The sequence below is a fragment of the Bacteroidota bacterium genome (assembly GCA_016718825.1).
Taxonomy (GTDB): Bacteria; Bacteroidota; Bacteroidia; order J057; family JADKCL01; genus JADKCL01.
This window is the reverse complement of sequence record JADKCL010000008.1, coordinates 1-25,706: the sequence shown is the minus strand read 5'-3', so window position 1 is coordinate 25,706 and position 25,706 is coordinate 1. Positions and strand designations below refer to the sequence as shown.

Below are 25,706 nucleotides of genomic sequence, written 5' to 3'. Positions count from 1 at the left end.
GAGATTCTATGAATCGTACGATTGTTTTGTTGCTTGTCCTATTGTTTGCCAATGCTTTTCCGCTTTTCGCCCAAACCCGGGAAGATATGGCGGGCGAATGGGTCGGTTATATCACCCAAAAGCCGCGTGGTTTGGCGGAAAGGTATCATTTCAGGCTGAATTTGGAGGTCGATGGAGATGAATTGGTAGGCGAAGCGCAAATCAACATGGAGGATAGCACGCATATTTTGGGTGTCATGGATTTGGTTGGCGAATGGGCCCCAGAGGGTAGCGTGGAATTTCGCGAACTCGGCATCAAACGCCAAAATCTCTGGTCCTATGCCTATTGGTGCCTCAAGGATTACAAACTTCGGCCGAATTGGGTGAAAGGTGTGCTGATGCTCAATGGCCCTTGGTCTTCAGGCGCCTGCGCTGGGTCAAGTGGATGGATTCATTTGGAACGAAGACTGAGTTAGAAGTGAAAAGTGAAAAGCTAAAAGTGAAAAGTTGGAGGGATTTGAGCATTTACTTTTCATGTTGCGTTCATCCTTGGATTTGTCTTTTTCCCGAATTTGGCCTAAATTTATTCTAGTCGGACCTTCAACGCTTGCTTATGTATCGCTACAGCGACAAAATAGGAAATGTATTCGAACTACTCGATGAGGGGCCCCGACTGCTATTTTCCAACAACGGGAAGTCCTCGTTGGGTGCAACCGCGACGGCACCCCAGCAGTTGGAAAAGGCCCTTTCCGACCAAGAATACATGCATTTGGTCTCGGCATTCAATGCGGCCATCGACAACAAAGTCTTCCACCGCGAACTCTGCAACAACTGTTCAGGCACGATTCTGACAGAAGAAAACGGTCAGCAAAAACGGTACATTCTCAGTGCCTCTTCGCCGGATATGCCCGCCCTCGAGGCTGCGCTTTTGGCTTGTATTCGGTGAATTGCTTGTTTTTTTTATTGGCCACGAAGACACAAAGACACAAAGTTGACATGCATTTCTTCGTGCCTTCGTGTCTTCGTGGCAAGAATTTCAAAGACTATGCTTCACCTGCCCAACAGCAATTCCAGTGCCTTTGGCATCCGTTTGGCCCAGGCGGATTCGAAATGCTCGGCCTCCGGATCGATGACCCAGAAAAAGTCCTTGCCTTCGCGGTAGCCTTTGTCGACCAAGGCCTTGCGCATCGCATCGATGCCCGGTTGCAGCGTGATTTCCAAGCCTTTTCCGCCGTTGTCGATGTACCAAACGGCCTTGCGGCGCTTTCCTTGGTCTTGATTCACCGTCGGCAAATAATCAAACTGCAAAAACTGAAAGGCCGGCGACATGCAGATCGCCTTCGAAAACACATCCGAATGCTCCCAAACCAGCATAAACGAAATCAGCCCGCCCATCGACGAACCGCCGGTATAGGTGGACTTCTGTCTCGGATCGGTGCGGTAAACACTGTCGATCAACGGCTTGAGTTGGTGGATCAAGAAGTGGACGTAGGCCGTTCCTTTTTCGCCGGGGCTGTATTCGGCGCGGCGGTCGCTGCTGTTGTACACGCCCACGACGATCATTGGCGGAATTTTGCCAGCCCGCATCAGGCTGTCACAGGTCTCATCCACCTGCCAATCCACCCCGAAGCTGCTCGTCGCGGGATCAAATAGATTTTGCCCGTCGTGCATGTACAGCACGGGATAACGTCGCTTGGAATTCTCCGCATAACCCGGAGGCAACCAAACCACGACGTCGCGTTTTGCCAATCCCACAGGCTGTACATCGCGGTGGTAATGCAGTTCGCCGGTGACCTTTCCCGAAGGTCTTGCGCGCTTCCCATCCAGCCAACGTGTGATGGTGTCGAATGCCACCGTCTGCGCCGGGTCGGTGATCTTGAAATTGGTCCGCACCTTTCCTTGCGCATCCAGCCCTTCCTTCTCCCAACTTCCGAGCGTGTATTTGTATTCGACGGGCGAATTGTCAGGGAGCTGTACGACCAGTTTCCAATTGGATTGGCCTTGAAACTGCAACATTACCTTGCCGGGATTCCATCCGCCGAGGGCTTCGGCATTGCCGGCGACATATACTTTTGTCGTGTCGGGCAAGCCCGGGGCGAAAAGGTGCAATGTGAGATTGCGCTGCGCGGGCGAGGTGGTGAAGGTGAGGGCAAAAAACATTGCCAACAGGAAAATTCGCATAGGATTCAGCCCTGGAAATCGATTTTCGTAGATGAAAAGTGAGAGGTTCGGCCAACGTCGTCGCCTCACCCCCGCCCCTCTCCACGTTTTTTTCTTGCGGAAAAATCGCGGAGAGGGGGGCCGTAATGGGTATTGGAATACGGCAGGGATTACGACAGGCCTAGGCACAAATTGCACCCTTGACGGCACCGCTCTCCACAAATTCGCGTCAAGCGAACTTGTGGAGAGGGGCGGGGGTGAGGCGAAATTTAAGCTGCAATGGCGCACAGAGCATTTTGCTTCCGATTCGAGCCGTCTGCATTCATATCAATTCAGCTTCCTACCTCCCAAACGTATCATAATAGGTCTCGGCATGCTGCTCATAGCGCTTGAGCAAGGCGATGTTTTCTTGCTCGAGTGGGGTCAATTCCTTGGAAACATCGGTGCTCATCGGAATGTACCAATCGACGTAGGTGTCAAAAACATAACGCATTTTGCGGGTTTTGAAGCTGTAGCCGTGCCGCGCATAAATCGAATTGCGCAGGATTTCCATGTCGCTTTTGTACATGTTTTCGACGTCCTCCTTCTTGAGCTTGACCTTCGAAGCATTGTATTTGGTGACTTCATCGGTGGTGCGCTCGGCACGCTGCCATTCGGGATCGGGAACGGTCGAATAAAGATCTGCCCAACCTACCTCTTCGGGCAATTCGGCGTCGGGATCATACTTGAAGGTCTTGTAAATGAGGTCGTAGCTGCGTTCGGTCACCGCGAGTTTGGGGTCGTTGGCAACCCAAGTGCCCCTGACGGTACGCGAAGCCGGATCCAATACAAAGGAGAATTTGCCGTCGTACTTGTCATCGCCGGGCTCTGCGGCCTCGATCGTGTAGCTTCCGTCTTCCTTGATGTCGTAAGTGCCTGAAAACGGACGGGAATTTCCAGCGACGACGCTGTGGCCCTTCACCTTGTAATCGCTCAGTTCATCGATTGAGATGTTGATGCGGTTGCTATGGCTTGGGTTCTTTCCTTTCTGGAATTTCTCAGCTACGAATTCGCCGACGTAGCAGCCTAATTCAGCTGTCTCATCGACTTTTGCAGAGGAGGCCGTTTCTGCGGTCGAGGCGGTCGAGGCTACCGAATCGCCAGTCGCCGCAGCGGTACCGGAGGTGGATTCGGAGGACTTGTCCGCGCATCCGGCAAGAACCGCGAGGCTCAAAAAGGAGTAGAACAGGGTCTTTTTCATTGTTTTATTTTTCGAATGATGATTTCTGCAACAAGAAGGTTCAGCGTCCAACCGAGCCACGCGATAAGCATGTACACGTGCATCGGGCGGGGTTCAAACAGGCCGACCAAGATCCATTTCCAGGCACGCAAGGTAATGGCCGAGAGGGCAAGCGCAAAACTGCGGATCATCCAAGCGCGGTGCGCCTTGAAGTCACCTTGGGCGGCACGCTTCACTGCCAAAATAGTAAAAATCAGCCACAAAGCCCCCAACAAACAAAAGGCTAGCTGCGAAGGCCATCCGCCGTTGGCATGTACGCCCATCACGAATCCGGAGGGAGCTGCAAATCCGATGACGGAAGTGACATACAGCCAACCGCTCCACCGATGCACCTTGGGCAATTTGCGCCGAATCAACTTTGAAAACTGCGTGAAGCCGGCCAACAAACAGAGTGGCGCCGCGAAGACATGCGTAAAAAAGGCGATTTTATAGTATCCGAGGGCGATTTCGTCCTGCTTGATGCGCAAAAAGGCCACGTCGGTGTGGATCGGAATGTACTGCAGCGAAATCTCGAGCATCAGCCAGCAAAAGTAGGCGTAGGCGATCAGGAGAGCAGCTTGGAAAAGGCGCTTGGGAAGGCTTGCCGAATGGGTGGGGACCGTATTCATTCTGCCGTGCCATGGGGTGGGGCATCCTTCAAGGCCAACACTGCCGCGATCACTTCCTGCAAAACCTTCGGCCCGAAAGCTGCGCGAATGCTGTCTTGGTATTGGCCGGACAGGAATGCTTCGAAGGTCACTGCGCCCGCAGCGTCGCTTTCGATGGTGCCGTCATTGGCGCCGGCGGTCACGTAGCCGTCTCGCAAGAAGCAGTATTCGAGGTGGTCGCCTTTGCGCCTTTCCCAGCTGGTTTTCATAGCTGCATGCGCCGACCTAGAAGCTTGCCACCAATTTGGCGCGTTTCACTTCTTTGTACTGATACATGTCCTTTTCGTCGGCACCTTCCTCGGCCCAACCGTACATCACCACGGCATCAGCACCTTCGATTTTCAGGTAATAATAGTCTCCGGCACCTGCCCACCAACCACCGACTGCCGCTTTGGCATCCTTTGGAATTTCAAAATTGTCCCATGCATCGGGCGTGATTTCGGCGCAGGTACTTGCGGAGTCGACGATGATGGTTTGGCTTCCGATGATCAACTGGATTTCGGAAAGCGGGCTGATATCGTCCAAATTGCGAATTTCGCGGCAAGCGAGTTTGACCGCCATCTCAGTGCTTGCTTGCGGATTGGTCGGCGCCGGCGCCACGGAGTCACCGCTTGCCGCCGCAGGGTTGGCATCTGTGGTCGTAGTGGAACTGGATTCGCAGGAAAAGATCAGCGAGGCCATCGCAAAAAGGAAAATGAACTGAAACTTATTCATAGACATCAACGGTGGAAAATTACTGCCCCGAAGATAGGAATTCGAATGGGAATGCGAAAATGGGGACTGCCTTCCCGGATTATTCCTTCACCAACTTCACCACCTCAACCCGATCCTTGACGCGCACCTCCACAAAATACAGCCCTGCGCTCAGGTGCGCCACATCCACAGGCGGGTCACCCGCGCGGTAGGTGCGGGCAGGCGCGACCTCGCGGCCGGTGATGTCGTGGATTTTGAGGGTGCATGTGGATGTGTTGGGCGGGAGGGTCAGCGTGAAGGATGAATTTGTTGGATTGGGGTAGAGGGAGATGGTAGCATTTTGCGTCCATGTAGGGTCTTGGATGCGGACGGGTTGGGAGATGCAGATGTCGGTGGAGTCGCCGCCGATCCAGTGACCAAGGAATTTAATTGTATCTCCAATCGAATTGGTCAAACTGTCATAGAGACGAATACCCATACCCCCAGTTACAAAGATTTCATTGTCAAATCCTGCGACATCCCAAGGATAAGTGTTAAGCCCGCCGAAGGAGCAAAACTTGTGACCATCATAGTTTGCAAGGTTGTAAAGGGCCTTCCCAAATTGTCACCTTGGCATACTGCTGGTTCCAACCATAAACAGCTCTGCCTCAATGATCTTCCAATTTGTTTACTTGTTGGTGAAAGAGTACTTTAGGGAAGGGATTGTACCATTGGTTGCCGTCCCAAGCCATGAAATTACTTGCAGGATTGCCATCAGCAGCATGGAACTCTCCTCCACAAAGAACTGACCTCTGAATACTCTGATTACGCTCAACGTCCATTCCTAACTCCAGAGCCAACGGTTCTCCAATTTGCTCCATCCCACCGAATGATTTCTTTGTATCCATCTGGATGATTAAAGTTACCCGCGAAATAATATTCCCCTTTGTAAAACTCGACTTGAAATGGGCCGACCGATTGGAGAAATGTCATCTGTGTCCAAATTGTTCAATTCTAATCCGTTCCATTGTCCAAGGACTTGCATCGGGCCTTGTTCCTCGATGGAATCAAACGCCCAACCAAAGAGTCTTCCATCCGTGACGGAGATGATAATGCACTCGTCGGATTTCCGCAATCAATCCATTGGGAGCCATCCCATCTTGCCAGGCCGTCAATGGGATAGACCCCACCGATCGTGTCAAAATTGCCACTTACAAAGACTTGATTGTTATAGCTGTAAATAAAAGACGGGCTGATGCAGACTGCGTAATTTGAAGGAAGGCAATACCATGGATCGGGAATACCTCCTCCAAGGCATTTGAAAGCTTGGCCGTCCCATTCGGCGATTCCCAGCACCATCGTGTCGCCAGCATATTTGAAATGCCCGACGAGGTATAGCTTTTTGCTAATCGAGTCTGCAAATACATTCCTTATTGAATATGATGTTCCACCAGCCAAGGGTTCCCAGAGTTGCGCAAAACATACACTGATTAAAAAGAATGTGAATAAAATGCAACCGCAAATCCTTTTCATAACAAAATGACTTTTGCGGAGAATTCCCCATTTTTACTACGAATGTTGACGATATATAGACTCGGCGCCTGTCCAGTCAAATCGATAACTTGTTGGTTTGCTCCAATTACCTCAGAACCATCATTTTGAAGAATAAGTTGTCCAAAACTGTTATACACGCTAATCAAGACCTTACTTGGCATTTTACTTTGCCACGCGAGGGTAACCTTGCCCGCACTTGGGTTTGGATAGATTGAAATTCCTGGTAATTGAGTTGGTGGCGCTGCGATTCCAACAAAAGGATCTACCTGGATTTGGGCCAAAAAGGCCGACGAACTTGTCTGGCTAGGAACCCCAATTGCTGAGGAATAGTAGGAGTTTGAAAACGGCCGACTGAGTGGAAAATTTGAATTCGAACTCGTCCCGCCTGCCAAATAAACATGTGAATCATCACATTCGATCGCTCCTAGTATGTCATTGGCACCTTGTGGTGTGTGTAATAAATCATTTCCCCCAAAATAGGTACCAAACTCGAACTGGGCATTGTTATTAAACCGAAACAAGTAGGCATCACCAACCAAGTTGGCTGCAGAGACACCTGCATGGGTAGGTTGGCTACGAAACGAACTGTTAGTTACGAAATGCGGGTATTGAGCGGAGGAGTTTGAACCACAGTATGTGAAGCCACCTATGTAAAAAGCTCCACTTTCGGTTACCGAAATACTTGGTGAGCGGAAATGAATTCCCTCATCTTCCGTTCCCCCAAGGTAGGATGACCAAATACAATCTCCCTTGTCGTCAAACATAGCCCCAAATGGATCATGATCTCCGCCTCCATAGGCCTCGTCAAATGCCAAACCACCGTTAAAGTGAGGAAATCCTTCGTTGCCAAAACCTGGTTCCAAATTCATTGTAGCGGCATAAGTGTCGCTGGTGGTATGGCCACAGATCATCAAGTAGCCTTCGGAATTTGGGGCATCACTTACCTCAACATCGGTAATTTCATCATTCCCTGTTCCTCCAAAAAAAGTGGACCAATTTGGTTCCCCATTTGTGGAAAATTGAGCAATAAACCCATCAACATCACCTGCAATACTCGGGATATTCAAATCCTGGAAATATCCGCTATGGTTCCAGGTAGGAAAGGGATCTGTGGTAAACAACACTGTGGAACTGCTTGTGCTACCTACGATGTAAAGCAGGTCCCGAGCATCGTCAATTGCCAATCCATGAAGGTTCTCACTTTCTTCACCTCCAAAAAATGTACTCCAATACAAGGAGCGATCATGGGTAAATTTTACAATAAACCCATCCTGAGAAATACTGCTCATGGAGCCTCTCAATTCTTGTCCATAAGCAGAACCCGGTACACAAATTGGGAAGAATCCAGTTGGTGGTGTGCAGGTTACCAAATGGCTCTGTTGCTCCGAGTTTCCAACTACAAAGATATTTCCGTCCACATCAGTTTTAATCTTTTTACAAGTTGTGCCAAGACCTCCAAAGCCTGTTAGCCAATTAATTGAACCAGTAAAATCGTCAAAACCAGCTATATATCCTTTTATCAGTACATCTTGATAAGAGCCTGAAATCGATAATTGGTATGGAAAAGGAATGCTGGGATTCGAAGAATTTGTTTCCCCACACAAAAATACCGTACCACTGTTCAAATCATGGGCAACCCCGTATCCCTGATCTTCCCCATTTCCTCCAAAATATGAAATCCACTCCCGATGATATTGATTATTGAATTTTCCAACGAATGCATCGATATTGCCTCCAAATGTAGGTTGATAAATTGATCCACCATATATCGGAAAATTGGAGCTTCCTGTACTGCCGGCAACATATAGATTGTCTGCCTGATCGATCGTGAGGTCGTATGCAAATTCATTCCCGCTCCCTCCCAAGTAAGTTCCCCACCACCGTTTTGCACCAACGGCCTCATAGCTAACATACCCCCAATTCACCTCAATCACCAAATCCCCGGTCCAGCTCCCAATCGCATCAAACGTCACCTCACCCCCTGAAACCAAATACTCCGGCTGCCAAGCCAACAAATCCAACTCTCCATTGGCATCCATCTCATAAGCCAAGGCCTGCGGTTGCACCAACTCCCCAATTGAACTCTCAATCACAAGGGCTTCATTTCCATCAACGGAGAGTGCATCATACCCGTGGTATTCCAAGGAAATGGCGCCAGTTTCCCCACCAGGATGGACGACAATGTAGTATTTCAATCCGCGTTGATTGCTGGAATAGACCACGTCGATGTTGGGCCAAACTTCTTGCTTGACGAGGCGGTCGTGGAGGGAAACGAAGGGTCTGCCTTCGGGGATATGACCGAGGTAATAGTTGTTCCAGTAGCTTTCTTTGTCCATCGGCAGGAGCTTTTGTGCAGCATTGGCGCCGTTGAAGGTCATGTCGATGCGGTGGAGGGTGTCATTGTTGGTGGTATCTACGCCTTGGAAAAACACGTAACTGAGCGTGTCCGCCATGAAATAGAGATTGGGATAACATTGGTTGCTGTAATACTTGACCCGCTCCACCAAGTTGGTGTCTGTATCGAGCAGCTGATCGCGGTTGGTGAGCCATCGAAGGCTCGTCGAGACGCTGTCGCTGTCCACGGGCAAGATAAATTCATGCGCCAAGTACTTGACGGTGACATAACTCCAAGTGCTGTCTGGGTTTAGGCTTTGTCCGGTCACCACCACGCCATTGTCGCTCGTGAGGGCGATGTCCATGGGCGCATCCGTGAAATTGTATTTGTCGTTGAAGCTACGTTCCCAAAGAAGGGTGCCCGTATCGTCGTATTGAACCGTATGGTAATCCAAGCTGCTGCCATTCCATGCTGAACCTGTGACGGTTACGTTGCCACTTGCATCCACGACCAAAGCTTTGACCGTGTCGCCGCCATCGGCGGTATCATTCCACATCGCGGACCATTGAAGGCTGCCTGCGTCATTGTACATCAAGGTCACGAAGTCCGTTCCTTGCCCTGAAACATCTTTAAATCCGCCGACATAGACGTTGCCATTGCTCGGGTCGATGGCGAGGGCGTTGCCTTCGTCGTCGTGGTTGCCTGAGGAAGAATAGTCCACATCCCAAAGCACATTCATTAAGGTGTCGATTTTGACCGTATGGATGTCGTAGCCCGTGCTCATGTTGGCGACTGTGCCTCTGGTCAATCCGAAAGGAGCGAAGCGACTGAGGATTCTGCAAGCCCTCCTGAAACCCATGTTAGCACCGTCAAAGTTGTACATCTCCTGAAATTAGTGAAGTGGTTCTAATTTTCCTACTGTCACGAAGTCGATGCCTTCGTATCCGTTTGGCTTTTCAGTTGGAGCCGTAAATGTGCGACTCCGCTGGAGTCGAAAGGTGGCGGAATGTACTGTTTTCTATAAAGGTTTGACTCCTCCGGAGTCCCCACGATGGTGCCGAAACCTTCAAACAATCCCGATTTCCAGTAACCCCATCCGGGTCCGTCTCCACCGCAGCCTTGATAAAATAGTTTTGTGTCCCGTCGGCTGTCACCCATTCCTCAAAAACCTGATTGACAGGCTGCGAATAGACGGTGAGGCTAGCCACGGTAAGTACTAGAATAAGGAGTAGCCGGGTGAGTGAGTGTTTCATTTAGTTTGGAATAAAGTTGGTAAAAGAAAATTGCTGATTGTGAAGCTACAAGATGGATTCCAGAATTCCAAGCAAGTCAGTAGATTAAATTTGCATTAAAAAGCTAAACCCTGTTGCAATGCGTCCAATGGCCGATTGGATCGCAGGGTCCTGCCATCAAGGCAAAAAGAAATGCACGACCAAAGCCGCAACAGGTCCCACGTTTGGTTGTTAGAGACGTCGATTCATCGCGTCTCTAACAACCAAACGCCCACCCAACACCAGAACAGATTCCGTTTCCCGCAACCACAAAAGCCTGCGCCCCGCCCCCGCCGGAGGTTGAAACCACCAGAAATTAGCTTCGCTGATCTAAAGATTGAGTCAACTATCCGCCGATCACACCAACCGCTGAAATTGAGTCAATAGGGCCGGCATCCACAGCACAACGATGACTCAATTTCAGCGCCAACCCGATCTCACCACCCAGGCTACTCAATTACCGTAGGTCTTTAGCCTACGGACCCCAAAAAAGCAAAATCGGCCTCCATTGCGTCCAGAATGACTTCTGAAGTCATTCGAGGGACCTTGGAAGTCATTCAAGGGACTTCGGAAGTCACTCAAGGGACCTTGGAAGTCATTCGAGGGACCTCGGAAGTCACTCAAGGGACTTCGGAAGTAGATCGAATGACTTCTGAAGTTGAACGAATGGCCTCTGAAGTCACTCAAGGGACTTCAAAGGTCACTCGAGGGACCCTAACAAGTCACTCAAGGGACTTCAGAAGTCATTCGAGGGACCCAAACAAGTCCCTCAAGGGACTTCGGAAGTCACTCAAGGGACCCCAACAAGTCCCTCAAGGGACTTCGGAAGTCACTCGAGGGACCCTAACAAGTCACTCAAGGGACCTCAGAAGTCATTCGATTGACCTCGGAAGTCCCTCGAGGGACCCCAACAAGTCATTTGATGTACTTCAGAAGTCATTGGTGGATAACTTTCGGCCAAATTTCAAATTCAAAGAGGGTGGCGTGGATAACCCAAAAGTGCCACAACATTTCCGCGCCTCCGCAAAACCAATTCGCCCGATGGCAGTTTCCCTAACACGCACCCTCAATTCGCGGTTGCCCCACAAAAACGATTCGACAGAATGGAATATAGAAGACTTGGAAAATCGGGCCTCAAAGTGAGCGTCCTCTCCTTTGGTTCATGGCTCACGTTTGGCAAACAAATCGAAGATGGCACGGCGGAGTCGCTGATGCACAGGGCTTATGATGGCGGGGTGAACTTCTTTGACAATGCCGAAATCTATTCCAAAGGGCAAAGCGAGGTTGTCATGGGCGAAATCCTGCACAAATCCGGATGGCGTCGTGACACCTATACCGTGTCGAGCAAAGTCTATTGGGGCGGGGACAAGCCCACGCAATTCGGATTGAGCCGCAAACACGTGACGGAGGCCTGCCATGCGGCACTCAAACGCTTGCAGGTCGATTATTTGGACCTTTATTTTTGCCACCGTCCCGACAAAAGTACGCCCGTCGAAGAGACCGTTTGGACGATGCACAATTTGATTCAGCAGGGCAAAATCCTGTATTGGGGCACGAGCGAATGGAGTGCACAGGAATTGCAGGAAGCTTATGGTGTCGCGCGGCAGTACAATCTGATTCCACCGACAATGGAGCAACCGCAATACAATATGTTTACCCGCAACCGCGTGGAGGTCGAATACAAAAAATTGTATGATGGCATGGGCCTCGGCACCACAATATGGTCACCGTTGGCAAGTGGTTTGCTCACAGGCAAATACAACAATGCCAACGTGGACAAAACCCGTCTCGACATCGAAGGGATGGATTGGCTCAAAAACCGCGTCTTGGTCGAGGAAAACATTGCCAAAGTGGGCAAATTGGTGACCTTGGCAGAAGAAATCGGCACGACCATGCCCCGTCTCGCATTGGCTTGGACCATCAAAAATCCGAATGTCAGTACCGCAATTATGGGTGCCTCCAAGTTGTCGCAGTTGGAAGACAACCTCAAAGCCCTCGACACCGTGGCGCTCTTGACCCCGGAAGTGATGGAACGCATTGAGGGGATTTTGGCCAACAAGCCGGTGCATCCGGAGTTTTGAGGGATTGTTTTGGTGGCAGTTTTTTAGGTACAGCGCGCCCCCCTTTCGTCATGTCGAACGGAGTGGAGGCGAAGCGTAGTCCCATCTTGTCATGTCGAACGGAGTGCAGGCGAAGCGAAGCGTAGCCGAAACGCAGCTGAGACATCTGGGCGCAAAGTAGCACCTTCTCGGTCAGCGAGACTGGTCAGCGAAACCGGTCAGCGAAGCCTACAGATGTCTCCTCTCCATCCTCGGCGTCGCTATGCTCCTTGAGGATTCCGGTCGACATGACGGTGCCGCGATATGACCATGGGCGACATGACGGTCGAGGAGATATGCACTTATTGCGTGCTCACATTCCCGACTGATTATTTCCCTACCTTTCGGTGAATTCCACTTGGATCAAATCCACGGTCGCCGATGAAAAATCTCCTTTTGTTGTTGCTGATGCTGTTTGCCGGCATCGCGCATGCACAGGTCTATCCCGACATCCACTCTCAACGGCCGCGCATCTACGTCGACTCCACCCGTTTTGCCTATTTGCAGGCCAATTCGGGCCATCGGGGAATGCGGGACCACCTACACGACCTTTGTGAATGCGGTCAACAACAATTGGTACAACGATCCGCAGCTTTACCTGCTCGGGACGGACAGCACCCTTTGGACTTGGGATTTCTCCAGCAATTGGTCACATCTTCAGGCGATTTATGTGGCTTCGCTCTACCGCATCAACCATGATCCGTTGGCGCTCAAGCGCTGCCGATTCGTCATTTCAAAAATCAACACCCGCTGGGATACGCTCAATTTTGCGCATTACGATTGGTATGGCAACGAAGACAATATCCGCGAATTGAGCGATATCGGAGGCATTTTCCTGGATTGGTGCCACGATGACCTGCCCATTCCGATGCGGCAAAACCTCGCCCGCAATCTGTACAAGGCCGAACGGTATTTTATGAATACCTACATCACGTCCAATGCTGGCAACAGCTACGTCTCAAGCCACAACGCCTGGAATACCATCTTTGCCAACCAATTTGCCCTCGTGCTCGACAGCGCTGACGGACTCAGCAATGCCGAGGTCGACACCGTCGAACGGTGGTACCGCATCACGCTCGACAAATTCACCAATGGCTTTTTCCCCTGTTACGGGCATTACCGCGACGACGATGGCGGATGGAATTGGACGGCGGCGTATTCCATGTGGAGCCTGATTGATCAGTTTCAATTCTTCGAAAACATGCGCATTGCCACGGGGGCCGATTTTTTCCATGACCTGCCTTGGGTGCTGAATTCGATCAATCAATACTGGTATTTCATCCAACCCGACGGCTGGACGATCAATTGGGGCGACGGCTTCACCAATATCCAAGCCGACCGCGTCATCTACCAACATGCCCGCGAATTCAACGATCCACGCAGCCTTTGGCTTGCGCAATATTGGAGTCAGCCGGGCAATCTCGGCTGGACCAATCCCGTGTACAACAAGTTGATGTACAAAGATTTCGGGATGCCGGTGGTCACCAAGCCTGACATCGCCCACGATTGGTGGAGCGACAAAACGGGCTTGTCCGTCAGCCGAACGAGTTGGGAATCCGACGCCGCCTTGGTCTGGACTTACGATGCCCCCAACAAAAAGTCGTCGCACGACCACCGCGACAACAATACCTTTTGCGTCTACAAAAATGCGCCGCAGATCGTGAATTCGGGGTATTATGCGTCTTACGGGAATGCGCATTACATCAATTACTATCAGCGCACCATCGCCCACAACAGCATTTTGGTGTATGATTCCACCGACCAATACACCAATTGGGGCGTCAACGTAAGCAACGACGGCGGGCAAATCGAGTCTCCGACCTTGATGAATTACAACAACATCTTCGAGCCGCAATATCAGCGGGGAAATTGGGTATTGTGGGGCAGCGGCAATGATTATTGTTATACGATTTCGGATGCGGAACAGAGTTATGACAGCACAAAACTCGACCGTTTTCGCAGGCGTGTGCTCTTTTACAAGCCGGATCATGTGCTCGTGCTCGACCATGTGCACCTGCGCAACGTGGGGACCGCGCAACGCGATGCCAAATGGCTGCTCCATTTCCAAAAGCAACCCACGATCAATGGAAACTTGCTGAATGCAGCCGTCCCGGGGCATATTGAGACCTTTGACGGGCGCGACATTGTGCAGGCGAATGGCAATGGCAATGTCGCCATTCGTACCCTGCTGCCTGCGGCCTCACGCACGACCCGCATTGGCGGCACGGGCTATGAATTCTGGGTGGATGGCACCAATTATCCTGTGGGCGTGAACATGGACACGGTGCATACGACGCCGGGACGGTGGCGCATCGAAGTTGCCCCGACGACGGTCACCGACAGCTTGGTTTTCTTCCATACGATCAAAATCGGGGACAACAATCAGCCTGCCGTGGCGGGTGGCTTTGGCCAACAGAATGCTTTTTCCATCGGCACGGATTGGGACAATACCCTCTTCTTTTTCAATGCTGTTGGCGATACCGGTGTTGGCTACCACGTGCTCCATACGATCCCCGGCGGCCGATCCGTCGGCATATTCGCAGCTGATCTTGAACCGAATGCGATGTTCCAGATTCTTGTGGACCAAGCCGTGATTTCGACTGCAAATACCGACACCAATGGCGTCCTCGAAACGTCCATCCCCCTCGCGCCCGGAACGCATACCGTGGAAATCAATTACATCGGAGTTAATGTTGCCCAAGGACACCATTTGTCCGATGCTATTTCCCTGTTTCCCAACCCAGCTGCCGCGCAAGTGCAGGTTGTGCTGCATCCTGATTTTGGTTCGAATGCGACGTTGGAATGCTTCGATTTGCAAGGTCGAATGCTGTTTTCACGACCCATTGTTGGGCAGTTGACGCTCGATGTGAGTGGTTTGAAGCCGGGCATTTACATGATGGTCGCCAAGTCGGAGGGACGGTCCACGGCCAAGCGTTTGGTGATCGGGAGGTAGGTATCAGCTTTGGTTTGAGATTGGCCACCAAGGCACCAAGACACGAGGCTGGGCGCTGAAATTCGGCCACGAAGGCACAAAGACACGAAGTGGAATTTGGTGTCTTGGTGGCAAAAACAACGCGGCAATGTCACCGCTTCAAGAATTTCTTGACGCTGACGCCTTCCCGGGTGGATACTTTGAGCAGGTAAATTCCAGCGGATAAGCCGTCGATATTCACCGTTCCATTCGCAGGAAAGGACTGATTCAAAACAATTTTACCTTGGCTATCCAAAATTTGAAGATTAGCCTGTCGCATCGAATTTCCCTTCCAAAGTAGCTGGATTTCATCCGTTGCCGGATTGGGAAAAAGTGTCCATTCGACCGAATTGTGAACTGCATCGGAGGCACCGGTCGCCGGATTCATCACCAAAAATTGGCCCATCATGCCGTCGTCTTCGTGGTGCAGCAGGTGGCAATGGTACATGTAGGGAATCGAATCATTGGCGAAGTCGTCAAAGACGGCCACAAACCGCACGGTGTCTTCCGGCATCACCAAAATCACGTCCTTCCATCCTGCATATTGCGGTGGCGGCGGATTGCCGTTGATGTCGAGCACAAAAAATTGAATATCATGGATGTGAAACGGATGGGCCACCCTCGTCGCATTCGTCAGTGTCCATATTTCCTTGTGATTGAGTTGGGTGCGGATGTTGATCGAATCCATGTTGAACGGCTGCGCATTGATATGGAAGGGGCCGTCGACGAGGGCGACTTCGCCAAAACCAGCAGTATCTGCCGCAAAATGCAAGTGGCGATGTTCGTCCACGGCATTCGTATCGATCGGAATCACGGGATCAAATGCCGCTGGAATTGCCAGAATCGGATTACTCGTCGGGGCGATCACATGCAACCGCAATACGCGGAAATCCTGCCCATTCAGCGGATTGGTATAATATCCCTCGCCGATCAGGTTTGCGCCCAAACCCACGGTATCGGCGCCGATGATGCCATGGGGCAATTCGGAAGCGTAGCTGATCAGATCCAAGGAATCGCCGATCGTACTGCTCGCAAAGGACACAAGAATTTCGGCGCGTTCGCCCGGAGACAGGCGCACACGGTTGGTCACGAGCGGCGCCGACAACAATCCGCCGTCGGAAGCGATCAATGAAAAGTCCGCATTGTCGCTCAAGCCCAGCCAATACGTGCGGTCGGCGCTGCCATTCAGCAACCGAAAGCGCACCACTTGCTGCGGCACGTTCAAATAGGGATTCAAGATCCCGTTGACGAGCATGATCGAATCTTCGTGCGTCGCGATGGCAAACTGCCCCAAGACATCGACGGCCTTGGATTGCAGTACAATCGGAAAATCATCGACGCCATACTTGCGTGGCAGCGCAAAAGGCAGCTTCCTGCGCATCGCGCACGATCGCAAAGCCTGCCAAACCACGGGTGACTTGGAGTTCGGTTTTGCCCTCGCCATGCGGGTGGTACCACAGCGTGGAGGCGCGGTTGCGAATCTTGAACCCCGGACTCCAAGTCGAATTGGGAGCGATGAGTTGATGCGGTCCGCCGTCGTGCTCGGGCGCGACGTGAAAGCCATGCCAATGCACCGTGGTGGCGGTGTTGAGCTGATTGGTGACGTGGAAGGTGACGCTGTCGCCGGTATTCAGCAAGAGCGTCGGACCCAAGATATTGCCGTTGTAACCCAACGTCGGGGTCGTCAATCCCGGGAAATAGTTCATGGTTCCCGCAGCGACATTCAACTGAATGTTGGGTCCTACAAGGGTATCCGGAATCAACAGGGGATTTTGGGCATTCGCCGGAAGGGTCGCCACGCAGCACAATGCAGCCGTGACGACACGCAAAAACCAATTCGAAGACATACTCAATGGGTTACAGTGAATCGCTTGGTCAAGACAGCATCGTTGGCGGTCGCCTTGATCAAATAGGTGCCTGCAGTCAATTCGGCAGTGTTCAGCGGAAGTGTGAATTCGCCTGCAGCGACATTTTTCTCGTTCACCGTCATCAAGGTTTTGCCTGTCAAATCCATGATTTGGAGCGACAGGTCGGCGTGGGCGGAGAGGTTGCAGCGGAAATTGAGCAAGCCATTTGCGGGATTGGGATAAACGTCGAATGTATTGGCGGTCAATGCGCTTGCGGTGATGCCGGTGGTCGTATTCAGGAAGTTGCGGATGTCGGCAGCCATCGTGATTGTGTCGCTCGTGGCAAATCCGACGTAGGGACTTCCGAGGACCGAATGGTTGGTGCCGCCACCGAGAATGACAATCGTAGGCATGCCCATGCCGCCGTAGTAGGCCACTTGGGTAGCGCCGCTGTCCATCGGGATGGAGGTCACGTTGTTGGTGGTCACCCAGTTGATGTTGCTCGCGCAGGAATACGAATTGTTGAATCCGATGGCGTAGCCCTTGATTTTGCCGGGAAATTCAGCCAGCAAGTCGGCTTTCATCGCTTCGAGCTTGCCTGCGGCGACAATGCAGGGATTGCAGTTTTGCATGAAAAACTCCAAAATCACCGCATTTCCAGCGTCAAGGTCAGCAAACAGGTGCTGCATATTGCCATTGCAGTCCAAGCGGTTGAAATCCATCGCCGTCGTTTGGGATTTTCCGAAAAACGGTGCGAAGAGCAATGTGATGGCAAAAACGATCTGGGTAAATGTATTTTTCATAACGCTGTGCTGATTTTCATCCTAAAAATAGGCAATGCCGAGATCAGTTCAAGAATAGCTGTTAAAAATCAACGTTTTGAGGCTGAAATTCGGCCATCAAGGCACCAAGACTCCAAGGACGGCGCGCCAACTTGATGCCTTGGTGTCTTGGTGTCAAAAAAAACGCTGTTCTGTCGTGCTGAGACGGCATTTCCATCGAATAATGCCTTATCTTACACATTCTTTCCGGAATTTTGGAAACAGTAAAACACAATTCGATGAAGCGACTGTACATTTTTCTCCTTGTCCTCTCTGCTGCGAGTTTCTCCTTCGCCCAGCAGAATGTCTCTCTCCGGATCAACCACAAACTGGGGGCGAATCCCTTTCAATTCGGTGCAACAGCCGCCAACAACAATGGCGTTGAGTTTACGGCTTCGCGGCTCGATTACTACATTTCCCAGATTACCCTGATCCATGACGGGGGAATGCAAACATCCGTCGACACCACATGGATGCTTGTACATGCCGACCAACCCACGCTTCAGGCGTTGGGAAGTTTTAACGTGACTTCCTTGGAAGGCGTGCGCTTCTACATCGGCGTTCAAAATGCCTACAACCACCTCAATCCCACCGGCTACACCGCCCCGCATCCGTTGGCGCTGCAGTCGCCTTCCATGCACTGGGGCTGGTCTTCGGGCTATTTGTTCGTCGCTATGAACGGCAACAGCGGAAATAATTTTGTGCAATCCTGGGAAATCCACGGCTTGGAAGACGCCAATTACTATTCGCAGACGATTACCACCTCCGGCACGGTAAGCGGTCAAGACCTTATCATTGACCTGGATGCCGACTACGAATTGGCACTCCGCAACATCGACGTTTCCACTGGACCGATCAACCATGGCGGCACCGGCATCGCGCGCACGATTCTCCAGAATTTCCGCGACCATGTGTTTTCCCCGGCCGTCATTACAGGAGTCGAAGTTGCCAACGCACCCAGCTTCAGCATCTTCCCGAATCCTGCGTCCGGTACCACACGCCTGCAAGTCGCAGCTTCCACCGCTACAGAAAGCAGCTTCGTGGTTTATGATTACACCGGGAGAATCATCAAAACCATTGTCCCGACCGCAGGCATCGCCGATCTGAACATCGCCGTTTCTGGCTGTTACCTCGTTGCTTTGCAGCAGGATGGCCAAACGGTCGCTACGCAACGCCTCGTGATTGCACAATAAGCTTGGAATCCGACACCGAATGCCGTTTCACACAATGAAACCCCGGCATTTTCTCCTGCTGATCCTTCTCGGGTGCTTTGCTGTTGCCTGCCGGGAAATCGATCCGCCTTGTCCCGTGCCTGTCTATTCCGACGAGTTGCTGCAAGTTCCTGCAGGATTTCCCGCCGTCGAATTTCCAAGCAACAATGGCTTGACCGAAGCACGTTGGCGACTCGGGAAGAAGCTCTTTTACGATCCGGTATTGTCGGTCACCGGGACGCATAGCTGCGGAAGTTGCCACAAAACCGAATTTGCCCTCGCCGACAATTTGCCGACCACGCCAGGGGTATTCGACCGTCCCGGGACGCGCAATGCACCGTCATTGGCCAATGTCGCCTACCATCCTTATTTGATTCGCGAGGGCAGTGTCCCGACTCTGGAAATGCAGGTTTTGGTGCCGATTCAGGAGGTGAATGAATTCAACCACAACATCGTGGACATCAGCTATCAACTGCAGACGGATTGCGTTTATGTGCAGATGAGCCGCGCGGCGTATGGGCGAATTCCCGATCCCTTTGTGATCACGAGCGCCATCAGCACCTTCGAACGCACCATGCTGAGCGGCAACAGCCCTTATGACCAATATGCAAACCAAGGTTGCAGGGAGGCGCTTTCGTATGCTGAAATGCGCGGAATGGAGCTGTTTTTCAGTGAGAAGACCAATTGTTTCCGCTGCCACGGCGGCTTCAACTTCACCGAATATGCCTTTGAAAACAATGGCCTCTACACGGAGTATGCCGACATCGGCCGCATGCGGTTCACGCATGACTCCACGGATTTGGCCAAATTCAAGGTCCCGAGCCTGCGCAACGCGGGCCTGACCGCGCCTTATATGCACGATGGCAGCGTGCCCACGCTCGCTGCGGTCATCGAACATTACAACAGCGGCGGCGCCGATCATCCGAGCAAAAGCCCGTTGATTCGCCCCTTGCAACTCACGGAACGGGAAAAACAGGATCTTGTTGCTTTTTTGAATGCGCTGACCGATACGCATTTTGTGAATGATCCGCGGTTTCAGCGGGAGTGAGGCAGCCTTCAGGTTTTGGTTAATGCTTATCGGCAACTTTGCCAGTAAAACCAGAATGGTGCAGGATTCTACCTTCCAAGCCCGAAGGGCTTGACCTGTGGATAGCCCCGGGCAAAGCCCGGGGTAGGCGATCCTCCTAGATTTCAACCCCGAAGGGGTTGACAATTAACAAAATAGATTTATACCCTTCATCTTCACAACAAATACTTCTCATCAAACGCAATCCCATTTTCACTCAACAACCGTTTGAATTCGTCGTAAGAACTCTCCTTCTTATGGTGTTCCTTCTGGTTTTTCACATACTCGATGATCATATCACGGTCACGGAAATTATATGTAAATCCACCATAACCTTCTTGCCATCCGTTGAAGAATGGAAATTTTCCACAACGTTTCATCCAAAGGCTGCTTTTGACTTTGAGATCCTTGACAAAATCTGCCAAGGCGATGCTCGGATGCAAATCGCAAAAAATGTGGATATGGTCTTCTGTGCCGTTGACGCGATGGAGCTTGCAATTATGATCCTTCACAATTTTCCAAACATCACGGTACAATTCCTCGCAATGCGCCTCCGCAATTGTTGGCTTGCGCTGATATGTGCTGAAAACGATTTGATAATAAATCTGTCTATAACTCATTTCAACCTCCTCATAATCTTGCTTACAATTCTTAAGCGCCAAACTCGACGCGTCATTATTAAATGCGTTTATTTGTAGTAATTAAGACCTATCAAGCGAGTAATTACCTGTTTATTTAGCAAATGTCTCGAATGGATGGCGCAAATGCAAATTCCTTCGTGAAAAAAATCAATTTTTTAAGAAATGGTTACGATGGACAATCCAAAATGTCACCCATTCAGTCTTCACACGATTGAATAATGAGCACATTTCTATCTAATATGTCTAATAGTCAACCCCTTCGGGGTTGAAACTTTGGGGGATGCCTGCTACCCCCAGTTTCACTGGGGGCTATCCACAGATCAAGCCCTTCGGGCTTGGTACCTCGAACAGCTTATAGAGGTGACTCCTTGATTTTTCTCAAAAAAAAAGATTCACTGGTAGAGGTCCCGGTAGGCATATTTTGGTTTCAAAGCACCCTCATTTCCCCTTCAAAAACCGCCGGAAAGTCCACGATTGAAAGCGGGGAATGTTTTTGTCCTTTTCCACCAAATCATCGGCGATTGCCGCAGAGAGTGCGGGTAGATTGTAAAATGGAATCGCCGGATAGGCATGGTGCTCAGCGTGATAGGGCATGTTCCAGAGCATGTAGCGAACCAAAGCCGGCGTGCGGATATGGCGGGTGCGTTGCAAAATCGAACCTTCGTGGGGCAATCCGCCGTGCTCGGCTGGAAGGTAGCTGGACAAAAGCATCATACCCACCGCATAACCGGGATAGAGCAACCACAAACCGGGCAATATCCAGAATGCCAAGGCATTGAGCGTGCCATGCAACAGCAGGAAAATCCAGGATTCGACCATCAGCCGCCTGTGTTTGGATTTTGCAACGTAGGGATAAAACAAACTGAAGATGCCGAATGCAGGCGTCACAGCCATTCCGATTTTGCCCATCAACAGGGGCAGGCCGGTGAGGTAGGCCAAGTAAGGAATCAGCTTGGAGGTCAAGGCAGTGGCAGGCTTGCCGCCGACAGAGATTTCGGGATCCAAATGCGGATCGTGCGTATGCCGGTGATGCTGAAAATGAAATTCGCGGAAGCCTGTGGGAATGTAAAAATTGGAATAGGCCGCAATCGTGGCGACCATTCGGTTGAGCTGACGGGAGGCGAATGCCGTATTGTGGCCGGTTTCATGCAACATGGCAAACAGTGTCGTTGTGGTCGCACCGAAGGTTACCATCGCCAACAAGATCATCCACCAAGCATGTCCGAAACTCAGCACAAGGCAGGTCCCGGTTGCAAGAAACAGCGAATAATGCACCAAAAACCGCGCCCAAGCTGCGCCATTTTGCCGCTTGCCAAGCTCCTGCAAGACAACCTTGCTGACCTTGACGGATTGGTGGAATTCTGCATCCATGCCTTCGAAGTACGCAAAAAAGCGAGCAACCTGCTATACCAAATCCGTCACTTGCGTCACTGCATCGTCAAATCAGCGAAGAGGCTATAGGTCTTGAGGTTGAATCCTGCGAAGAGGCGTTCGGGGACATCCAACCCTATTTCTTGATGAGCTTACAGTGATGGATGGCATCCGAAAATACGTTTGGCGAAGACTGATCGACGTACCCCACGATCTCGATAGAATCTCCTTTAAAAAAGTGTATCCGTTCGTCAAAATAGGCGGTGACCCCGCCGATTTCACCATTCCCGATCGAAATCCTCGTGCGGCCATTCTCGTAGGAGCCGGGATAGTACACGGTGTTCCGAATATGTACGCATTGATGGAAATGGGGACCTTGATGGACGTCCTTGAAATCCGTTACCTCGGTGAGCGGATCATTCACAGCCGATTCGCAATTCACGTTCGGTACCTTGAATTCCGTCGGTGTTCCTGATTCCGTGGTAGTCGATTCATAACTGTTTGAATTGTCTGTCTTTGAACCGCAAGCAGACATCACGATCAACAAGAGCGCGTAAACCCAAGATTTAATCACCAACTTTCTGATTGCCATGATTGTGCAAATTTCTTGTGTTCACAAATCAAATCATTTGCAGCCTTTATTCAAAATCAATCTCCGTTGCGAATCCGCTTTCAAATTACCAAAACGTAATGAGCTTAGGGATCGCATGGGTGATTCCTCTACATCATCCTCCAATTCGGCAAAATTCAAGCAATCTTGCTCACCAAATCCCCAGGCAAGCCGCAATTCCAGCAATTCGGCGACATGGCGATGGGTTTTGAGGTTGAATCCGGCGAAGAGGCGTTTGGTCACATGCAAGCCGAGGCCAAAGCGTTGGTAAACAGGGTCGTTGAGTTTAAATTGGTCGAAGAAGTAGATTCCCAATTGTTGGGAAAAGACCACGCGACCGAGCAGGAATTGATGACCCAGGAGAATGCCCCCGCGTTCGTGTCGGCCGGGGATGTTTTCGCGTTGCATCTTGAGTTTGCGGGCACCGTCGTTGATCCATTCGATGCCGAGATTGAGGCCGCTCCATCTTCCAACGTAATAAACTCCCTGCGTCCATACGCCCCAAACAGGTTCCTGACGCGTATCGGCGCCGCTTGCGCGTTTGAGCGTGCCCGTCACGCCCGCGTACAGGCGCAGCCGAGGCTTTGGCGGACTTTTGTCCATGTTTTTGGCCCGTTCCTTGAAGTCGATGCCTTGCGGCGCATAGTCGGCTCCCAGGCTCATCGTCGGGTAATTGATGCCCTTGTTGGGCAGGGCAAGTCCGCCGTTGCTCACGTGGTTGAAATTGGCACCGAGTCGCAAATTCCAATGCGGATTCAGTCGGAAATGCAGGGCGGCACCGACCGCAGCAGGTACATTCACCCGCAAGGAGTAAGCGAGGTTGTTGGGATTGGTGACCGAATCGTAGGGATTGGTTTGATAGGACAATCCGCTGCTCAGCCGCATGCTGAAATTGAGGCGATGTTTCGTGAGAAAGACCGGTTCCACATACCACATCGCTGTGGCGCCATATCCGAGGATTTCGCTGCCGTAGTCCCAAAAAGTGAGCGAGGCGCCCGCCCGCGGATAACAATTGCAAAAATCCCAAGCGCGTTTCCCGATGAATTGTTTGCCAATGTCCATTTCGGCACCCCAAGGAAAGGAATGCCGCACAGGATCAAGCGCATACGAATGAATCAGCACAAAGCCATAATGGGCCCGGCCACCGAGAACCCATCGGGTTTTGATGCTGTCGGTATCTTCGGCCAATTGGCAAAATGAACGCTGTCCCGCTGCCATCAGCAGGAGCATCAGCATCATTTTGTGCATCAACTGGATTCGCATTCGAAGCAAATTACAGCTGGATGACAAAATTGGCAATCCGCCTTTCAGGCAAATTGATTCGATGTCAACGCCACGTCATTTCTTCAGCGCAAAACCGCAAGCATCCACATCGGATTCGCCTGAAACTTTGCCCAATCCATGAGCAACTCCTCCCGCAAGGCGCTCAATTCTGGAGAAAGTCCCTTTTCTGCCAATTCCAAACGGTTGAGGTAACGAATCAGGTTGTAGCAAGTGGTGAATTGACCGGTTGCGGCCACGGCGTCGAGGTCGGCTTTGTTGTTGGGATCGAACCAGAGTGTGGTCGAAACTTCGCGGGCCGCATCCGCTGCTTTTTCAATTTGCGGGCTCGGTTGCAATTGCGCGGCATATTGCGGCCACCAGGCGTTTTCGGGCTTTTTGTTTTCCAAGACACGGCGGTCACGGTGCACCGCGCCCAATTCGTAGATGAAATTGGAAATCAAACGCAAGGAAGCTTTGGGATTGCGGTAGGTTTTGTCCAGGTGCAATCGCCGAATCTGCTTCAAATAAACTTCCAAGGCGAGTTGCGCAAACGATTGCCCGCGTGCTTGCACGAGTTCGACAACTTTGGAAAGCCGCATATTGAGGAGCTTACCAAGGTACCGCCGAGGACCTTGCCATGCACTTGCTTCTTTTCCTTTTGCAAGGCCTTCGCAGCTTTCCAGAATCCAAATCCGATCAATCCCGAAGACAAATACGCCGGCAACAGCAGCAGGAAATAATACCAAGGCTCCCGATTCGCTGCAAAAATGCCCACCGTCACGCCCGTCAAGGGCACAATCAAGGCCAAGGCTACCACGATCCACTTCAACGGAATCTTCAGATACCATTTTGTCGGTTCGGAGGGAACTTCGTAGGGATCGAGAAAATAACTCGCTACATCGCAAGCAATCAGCAAATCAAACGGTCGTGGCTCCGGCTTGCCATTCGGACTCGGTTCGGAGGTCGCGCTCGCTTTGGGCGGACGCAAGCTGTCTTCAAGGCCCAAGCTGTACAGGCCTTGATTGTCAACTACGCCACCGTCAATCAAGCCAAAGGAAACGGCCTGCACGGCATCTTTGTGGACGGAATTATTATGGTCAAATTCGAAGGCATCCAACAAACTTTTTGGCGTCTCTTCCCCCGCAGCAAAGTCATTGGGAAAGACGATCGGCTCAAATCCGACGGGGAAACAGGAACTTGCGGCCACCATGTCGGCAATGCGCAAGGATTTCAGGGCTTCGACGGATTCCTTTTTGAAGCCCAAATAGAAGTTGCCAAAGGAAATGATGTCGGCATCGGTGCCATTCGTGCGAAAACGAAACGAAATGCCATTGTTGAGCTCCGTCGAATTGAAACAAACCTCGTCGACATGCGGTTGATGCGCCTTGTTCCAAAACACTTCCATCGTTTTTCCGCCGAATAAAACCTGATCGTAAGTGATCGCAAAGGCATTGATCAAATTGCGTGTTTTATGCGGATATGCAGCCCAAATCTTCGAATTGGTCAAGGTCGCCATGGCCTTTTCCAGGATTTCATCCCCGGAAAGATGGGCATACAATTCCTTGAAAATCGCCTCCGGTTGATGGCCTTGGTACAGCCGCAGGGCATAAAAAGCATTCGTAATCGATCCGCCCGAAGTACTCGACACAAAACTCGCACGTTGCAACATTGGCTTGCCTTCAAGCTGCACATGCTGCAAATAGCTCAGGGTTCCCAAAGCAAAGGATGCCGCCCGAAAACCACCACCAGAAAAAGCAAGACCGACGTTCTTGATCAATTGAGAATTGAGAATTGAGAATTGAGAATTGAGAATTGAGAATTGAAAATTGATTGCGTTTTGAATGTGGAGAGTGGAGAGTTAAAAGTTGAGAGTTGGAAATTGAGAAATGATTGCGTTTCTATTGTGGAG

At 51.2% G+C, this 25,706-nt stretch carries 25 protein-coding genes; 6 read left to right on the top strand and 19 right to left on the bottom strand.

Annotation, left to right across the window (positions count from 1 at the left end):
* Positions 1-8: 8 nt before the first annotated feature.
* The gene (locus tag IPN95_11040; protein ID MBK9449915.1) at positions 9-455 is read left to right on the top strand and encodes a hypothetical protein; all 447 of its coding nucleotides are present in this window, start codon (positions 9-11) and stop codon (positions 453-455) included.
* Positions 456-592: 137 nt separating this feature from the next.
* A complete protein-coding gene (locus IPN95_11035; protein MBK9449914.1) occupies positions 593-925 on the top strand; it encodes a hypothetical protein in 333 nt (110 codons plus the stop codon).
* Between the two features lie 104 nt (positions 926-1,029).
* Here IPN95_11035 and IPN95_11030 read toward each other — a convergent pair whose 3' ends face one another.
* From IPN95_11030 to IPN95_10985, 10 genes are all read right to left on the bottom strand, one after another.
* The gene (locus tag IPN95_11030; protein MBK9449913.1) at positions 1,030-2,160 is read right to left on the bottom strand and encodes a histidine kinase; all 1,131 of its coding nucleotides are present in this window, start codon (positions 2,158-2,160) and stop codon (positions 1,030-1,032) included.
* Positions 2,161-2,479: 319 nt separating this feature from the next.
* Positions 2,480-3,379: a YARHG domain-containing protein gene (locus IPN95_11025; protein MBK9449912.1), complete on the bottom strand. Its 900-nt coding sequence runs from the start codon at positions 3,377-3,379 to the stop codon at positions 2,480-2,482.
* Positions 3,376-4,026, bottom strand: a complete 651-nt coding sequence (locus tag IPN95_11020) for a DUF2306 domain-containing protein (protein MBK9449911.1) — start codon at positions 4,024-4,026, stop codon at positions 3,376-3,378. The genes IPN95_11025 and IPN95_11020 overlap by 4 nt, the downstream gene beginning before the upstream one ends.
* Positions 4,023-4,274 carry a hypothetical protein gene (locus tag IPN95_11015; protein ID MBK9449910.1) on the bottom strand — a complete coding sequence of 84 codons (252 nt, stop codon included), beginning with the start codon at positions 4,272-4,274 and terminating at the stop codon, positions 4,023-4,025. Before IPN95_11015 ends, IPN95_11020 begins: the two co-directional genes overlap by 4 nt.
* A 16-nt stretch (positions 4,275-4,290) precedes the next feature.
* Positions 4,291-4,779: a hypothetical protein gene (locus IPN95_11010; protein ID MBK9449909.1), complete on the bottom strand. Its 489-nt coding sequence runs from the start codon at positions 4,777-4,779 to the stop codon at positions 4,291-4,293.
* Between the two features lie 79 nt (positions 4,780-4,858).
* Positions 4,859-5,236 (bottom strand): T9SS type A sorting domain-containing protein, encoded by a 378-nt coding sequence (locus tag IPN95_11005; GenBank protein ID MBK9449908.1) that lies wholly within the window; start codon positions 5,234-5,236, stop codon positions 4,859-4,861.
* 169 nt (positions 5,237-5,405) lie between these two features.
* The gene (locus IPN95_11000) at positions 5,406-5,645 is read right to left on the bottom strand and encodes a hypothetical protein (protein ID MBK9449907.1); all 240 of its coding nucleotides are present in this window, start codon (positions 5,643-5,645) and stop codon (positions 5,406-5,408) included.
* A 106-nt stretch (positions 5,646-5,751) separates the two neighbouring features.
* A complete protein-coding gene (locus tag IPN95_10995) occupies positions 5,752-6,270 on the bottom strand; it encodes a hypothetical protein (GenBank protein MBK9449906.1) in 519 nt (172 codons plus the stop codon).
* Positions 6,267-9,434, bottom strand: a complete 3,168-nt coding sequence (locus tag IPN95_10990) for an SBBP repeat-containing protein (GenBank protein ID MBK9449905.1) — start codon at positions 9,432-9,434, stop codon at positions 6,267-6,269. Before IPN95_10990 ends, IPN95_10995 begins: the two co-directional genes overlap by 4 nt.
* Positions 9,435-9,582: 148 nt before the next feature.
* Complete coding sequence (locus IPN95_10985) at positions 9,583-9,879, bottom strand: hypothetical protein (GenBank protein ID MBK9449904.1); 297 nt, start codon at positions 9,877-9,879, stop codon at positions 9,583-9,585.
* 1,121 nt (positions 9,880-11,000) lie between these two features.
* Here IPN95_10985 and IPN95_10980 point away from each other — a divergent pair.
* Together IPN95_10980 and IPN95_10975 are read left to right on the top strand one after the other, a co-directional pair.
* Positions 11,001-11,978, top strand: a complete 978-nt coding sequence (locus IPN95_10980; protein MBK9449903.1) for an aldo/keto reductase — start codon at positions 11,001-11,003, stop codon at positions 11,976-11,978.
* A 448-nt stretch (positions 11,979-12,426) separates the two neighbouring features.
* Positions 12,427-14,949, top strand: a complete 2,523-nt coding sequence (locus tag IPN95_10975) for a T9SS type A sorting domain-containing protein (GenBank protein ID MBK9449902.1) — start codon at positions 12,427-12,429, stop codon at positions 14,947-14,949.
* Between the two features lie 130 nt (positions 14,950-15,079).
* Here the strand turns inward: IPN95_10975 and IPN95_10970 are convergent, their stop codons facing one another.
* The 3 genes from IPN95_10970 to IPN95_10960 are packed head-to-tail and all read right to left on the bottom strand — an operon-like array spanning position 15,080 to position 17,617.
* Positions 15,080-16,348, bottom strand: a complete 1,269-nt coding sequence (locus tag IPN95_10970; GenBank protein MBK9449901.1) for a multicopper oxidase domain-containing protein — start codon at positions 16,346-16,348, stop codon at positions 15,080-15,082.
* Positions 16,299-16,814 (bottom strand): multicopper oxidase domain-containing protein, encoded by a 516-nt coding sequence (locus IPN95_10965; protein ID MBK9449900.1) that lies wholly within the window; start codon positions 16,812-16,814, stop codon positions 16,299-16,301. The genes IPN95_10970 and IPN95_10965 overlap by 50 nt, the downstream gene beginning before the upstream one ends.
* 2 nt (positions 16,815-16,816) lie before the next feature.
* Positions 16,817-17,617 (bottom strand): T9SS type A sorting domain-containing protein, encoded by an 801-nt coding sequence (locus tag IPN95_10960; protein ID MBK9449899.1) that lies wholly within the window; start codon positions 17,615-17,617, stop codon positions 16,817-16,819.
* 257 nt (positions 17,618-17,874) lie between these two features.
* On the opposite strand from IPN95_10960, the gene IPN95_10955 reads away from it, so the two are divergent.
* Both IPN95_10955 and IPN95_10950 read left to right on the top strand, forming a co-directional pair.
* Positions 17,875-18,828 carry a T9SS type A sorting domain-containing protein gene (locus tag IPN95_10955; protein ID MBK9449898.1) on the top strand — a complete coding sequence of 318 codons (954 nt, stop codon included), beginning with the start codon at positions 17,875-17,877 and terminating at the stop codon, positions 18,826-18,828.
* A 34-nt stretch (positions 18,829-18,862) separates the two neighbouring features.
* Entirely contained in the window at positions 18,863-19,894 is a 1,032-nt protein-coding gene (locus IPN95_10950; protein MBK9449897.1) for a c-type cytochrome, read from the top strand.
* Positions 19,895-20,088: 194 nt separating this feature from the next.
* Here IPN95_10950 and tnpA read toward each other — a convergent pair whose 3' ends face one another.
* From tnpA to IPN95_10920, 6 genes are all read right to left on the bottom strand, one after another.
* A complete protein-coding gene (gene tnpA, locus IPN95_10945) occupies positions 20,089-20,532 on the bottom strand; it encodes an IS200/IS605 family transposase (protein ID MBK9449896.1) in 444 nt (147 codons plus the stop codon).
* A gap of 459 nt (positions 20,533-20,991) precedes the next feature.
* The gene (locus IPN95_10940; protein ID MBK9449895.1) at positions 20,992-21,924 is read right to left on the bottom strand and encodes a fatty acid desaturase; all 933 of its coding nucleotides are present in this window, start codon (positions 21,922-21,924) and stop codon (positions 20,992-20,994) included.
* A 136-nt stretch (positions 21,925-22,060) separates the two neighbouring features.
* Positions 22,061-22,516 (bottom strand): hypothetical protein, encoded by a 456-nt coding sequence (locus tag IPN95_10935; protein MBK9449894.1) that lies wholly within the window; start codon positions 22,514-22,516, stop codon positions 22,061-22,063.
* A 33-nt stretch (positions 22,517-22,549) separates the two neighbouring features.
* Positions 22,550-23,797, bottom strand: a complete 1,248-nt coding sequence (locus IPN95_10930; GenBank protein MBK9449893.1) for an acyloxyacyl hydrolase — start codon at positions 23,795-23,797, stop codon at positions 22,550-22,552.
* A gap of 83 nt (positions 23,798-23,880) precedes the next feature.
* Positions 23,881-24,396, bottom strand: a complete 516-nt coding sequence (locus IPN95_10925) for a hypothetical protein (protein ID MBK9449892.1) — start codon at positions 24,394-24,396, stop codon at positions 23,881-23,883.
* Complete coding sequence (locus IPN95_10920) at positions 24,318-25,574, bottom strand: patatin-like phospholipase family protein (GenBank protein ID MBK9449891.1); 1,257 nt, start codon at positions 25,572-25,574, stop codon at positions 24,318-24,320. Before IPN95_10920 ends, IPN95_10925 begins: the two co-directional genes overlap by 79 nt.
* Between the last annotated feature and the right edge of the window lie 132 nt (positions 25,575-25,706).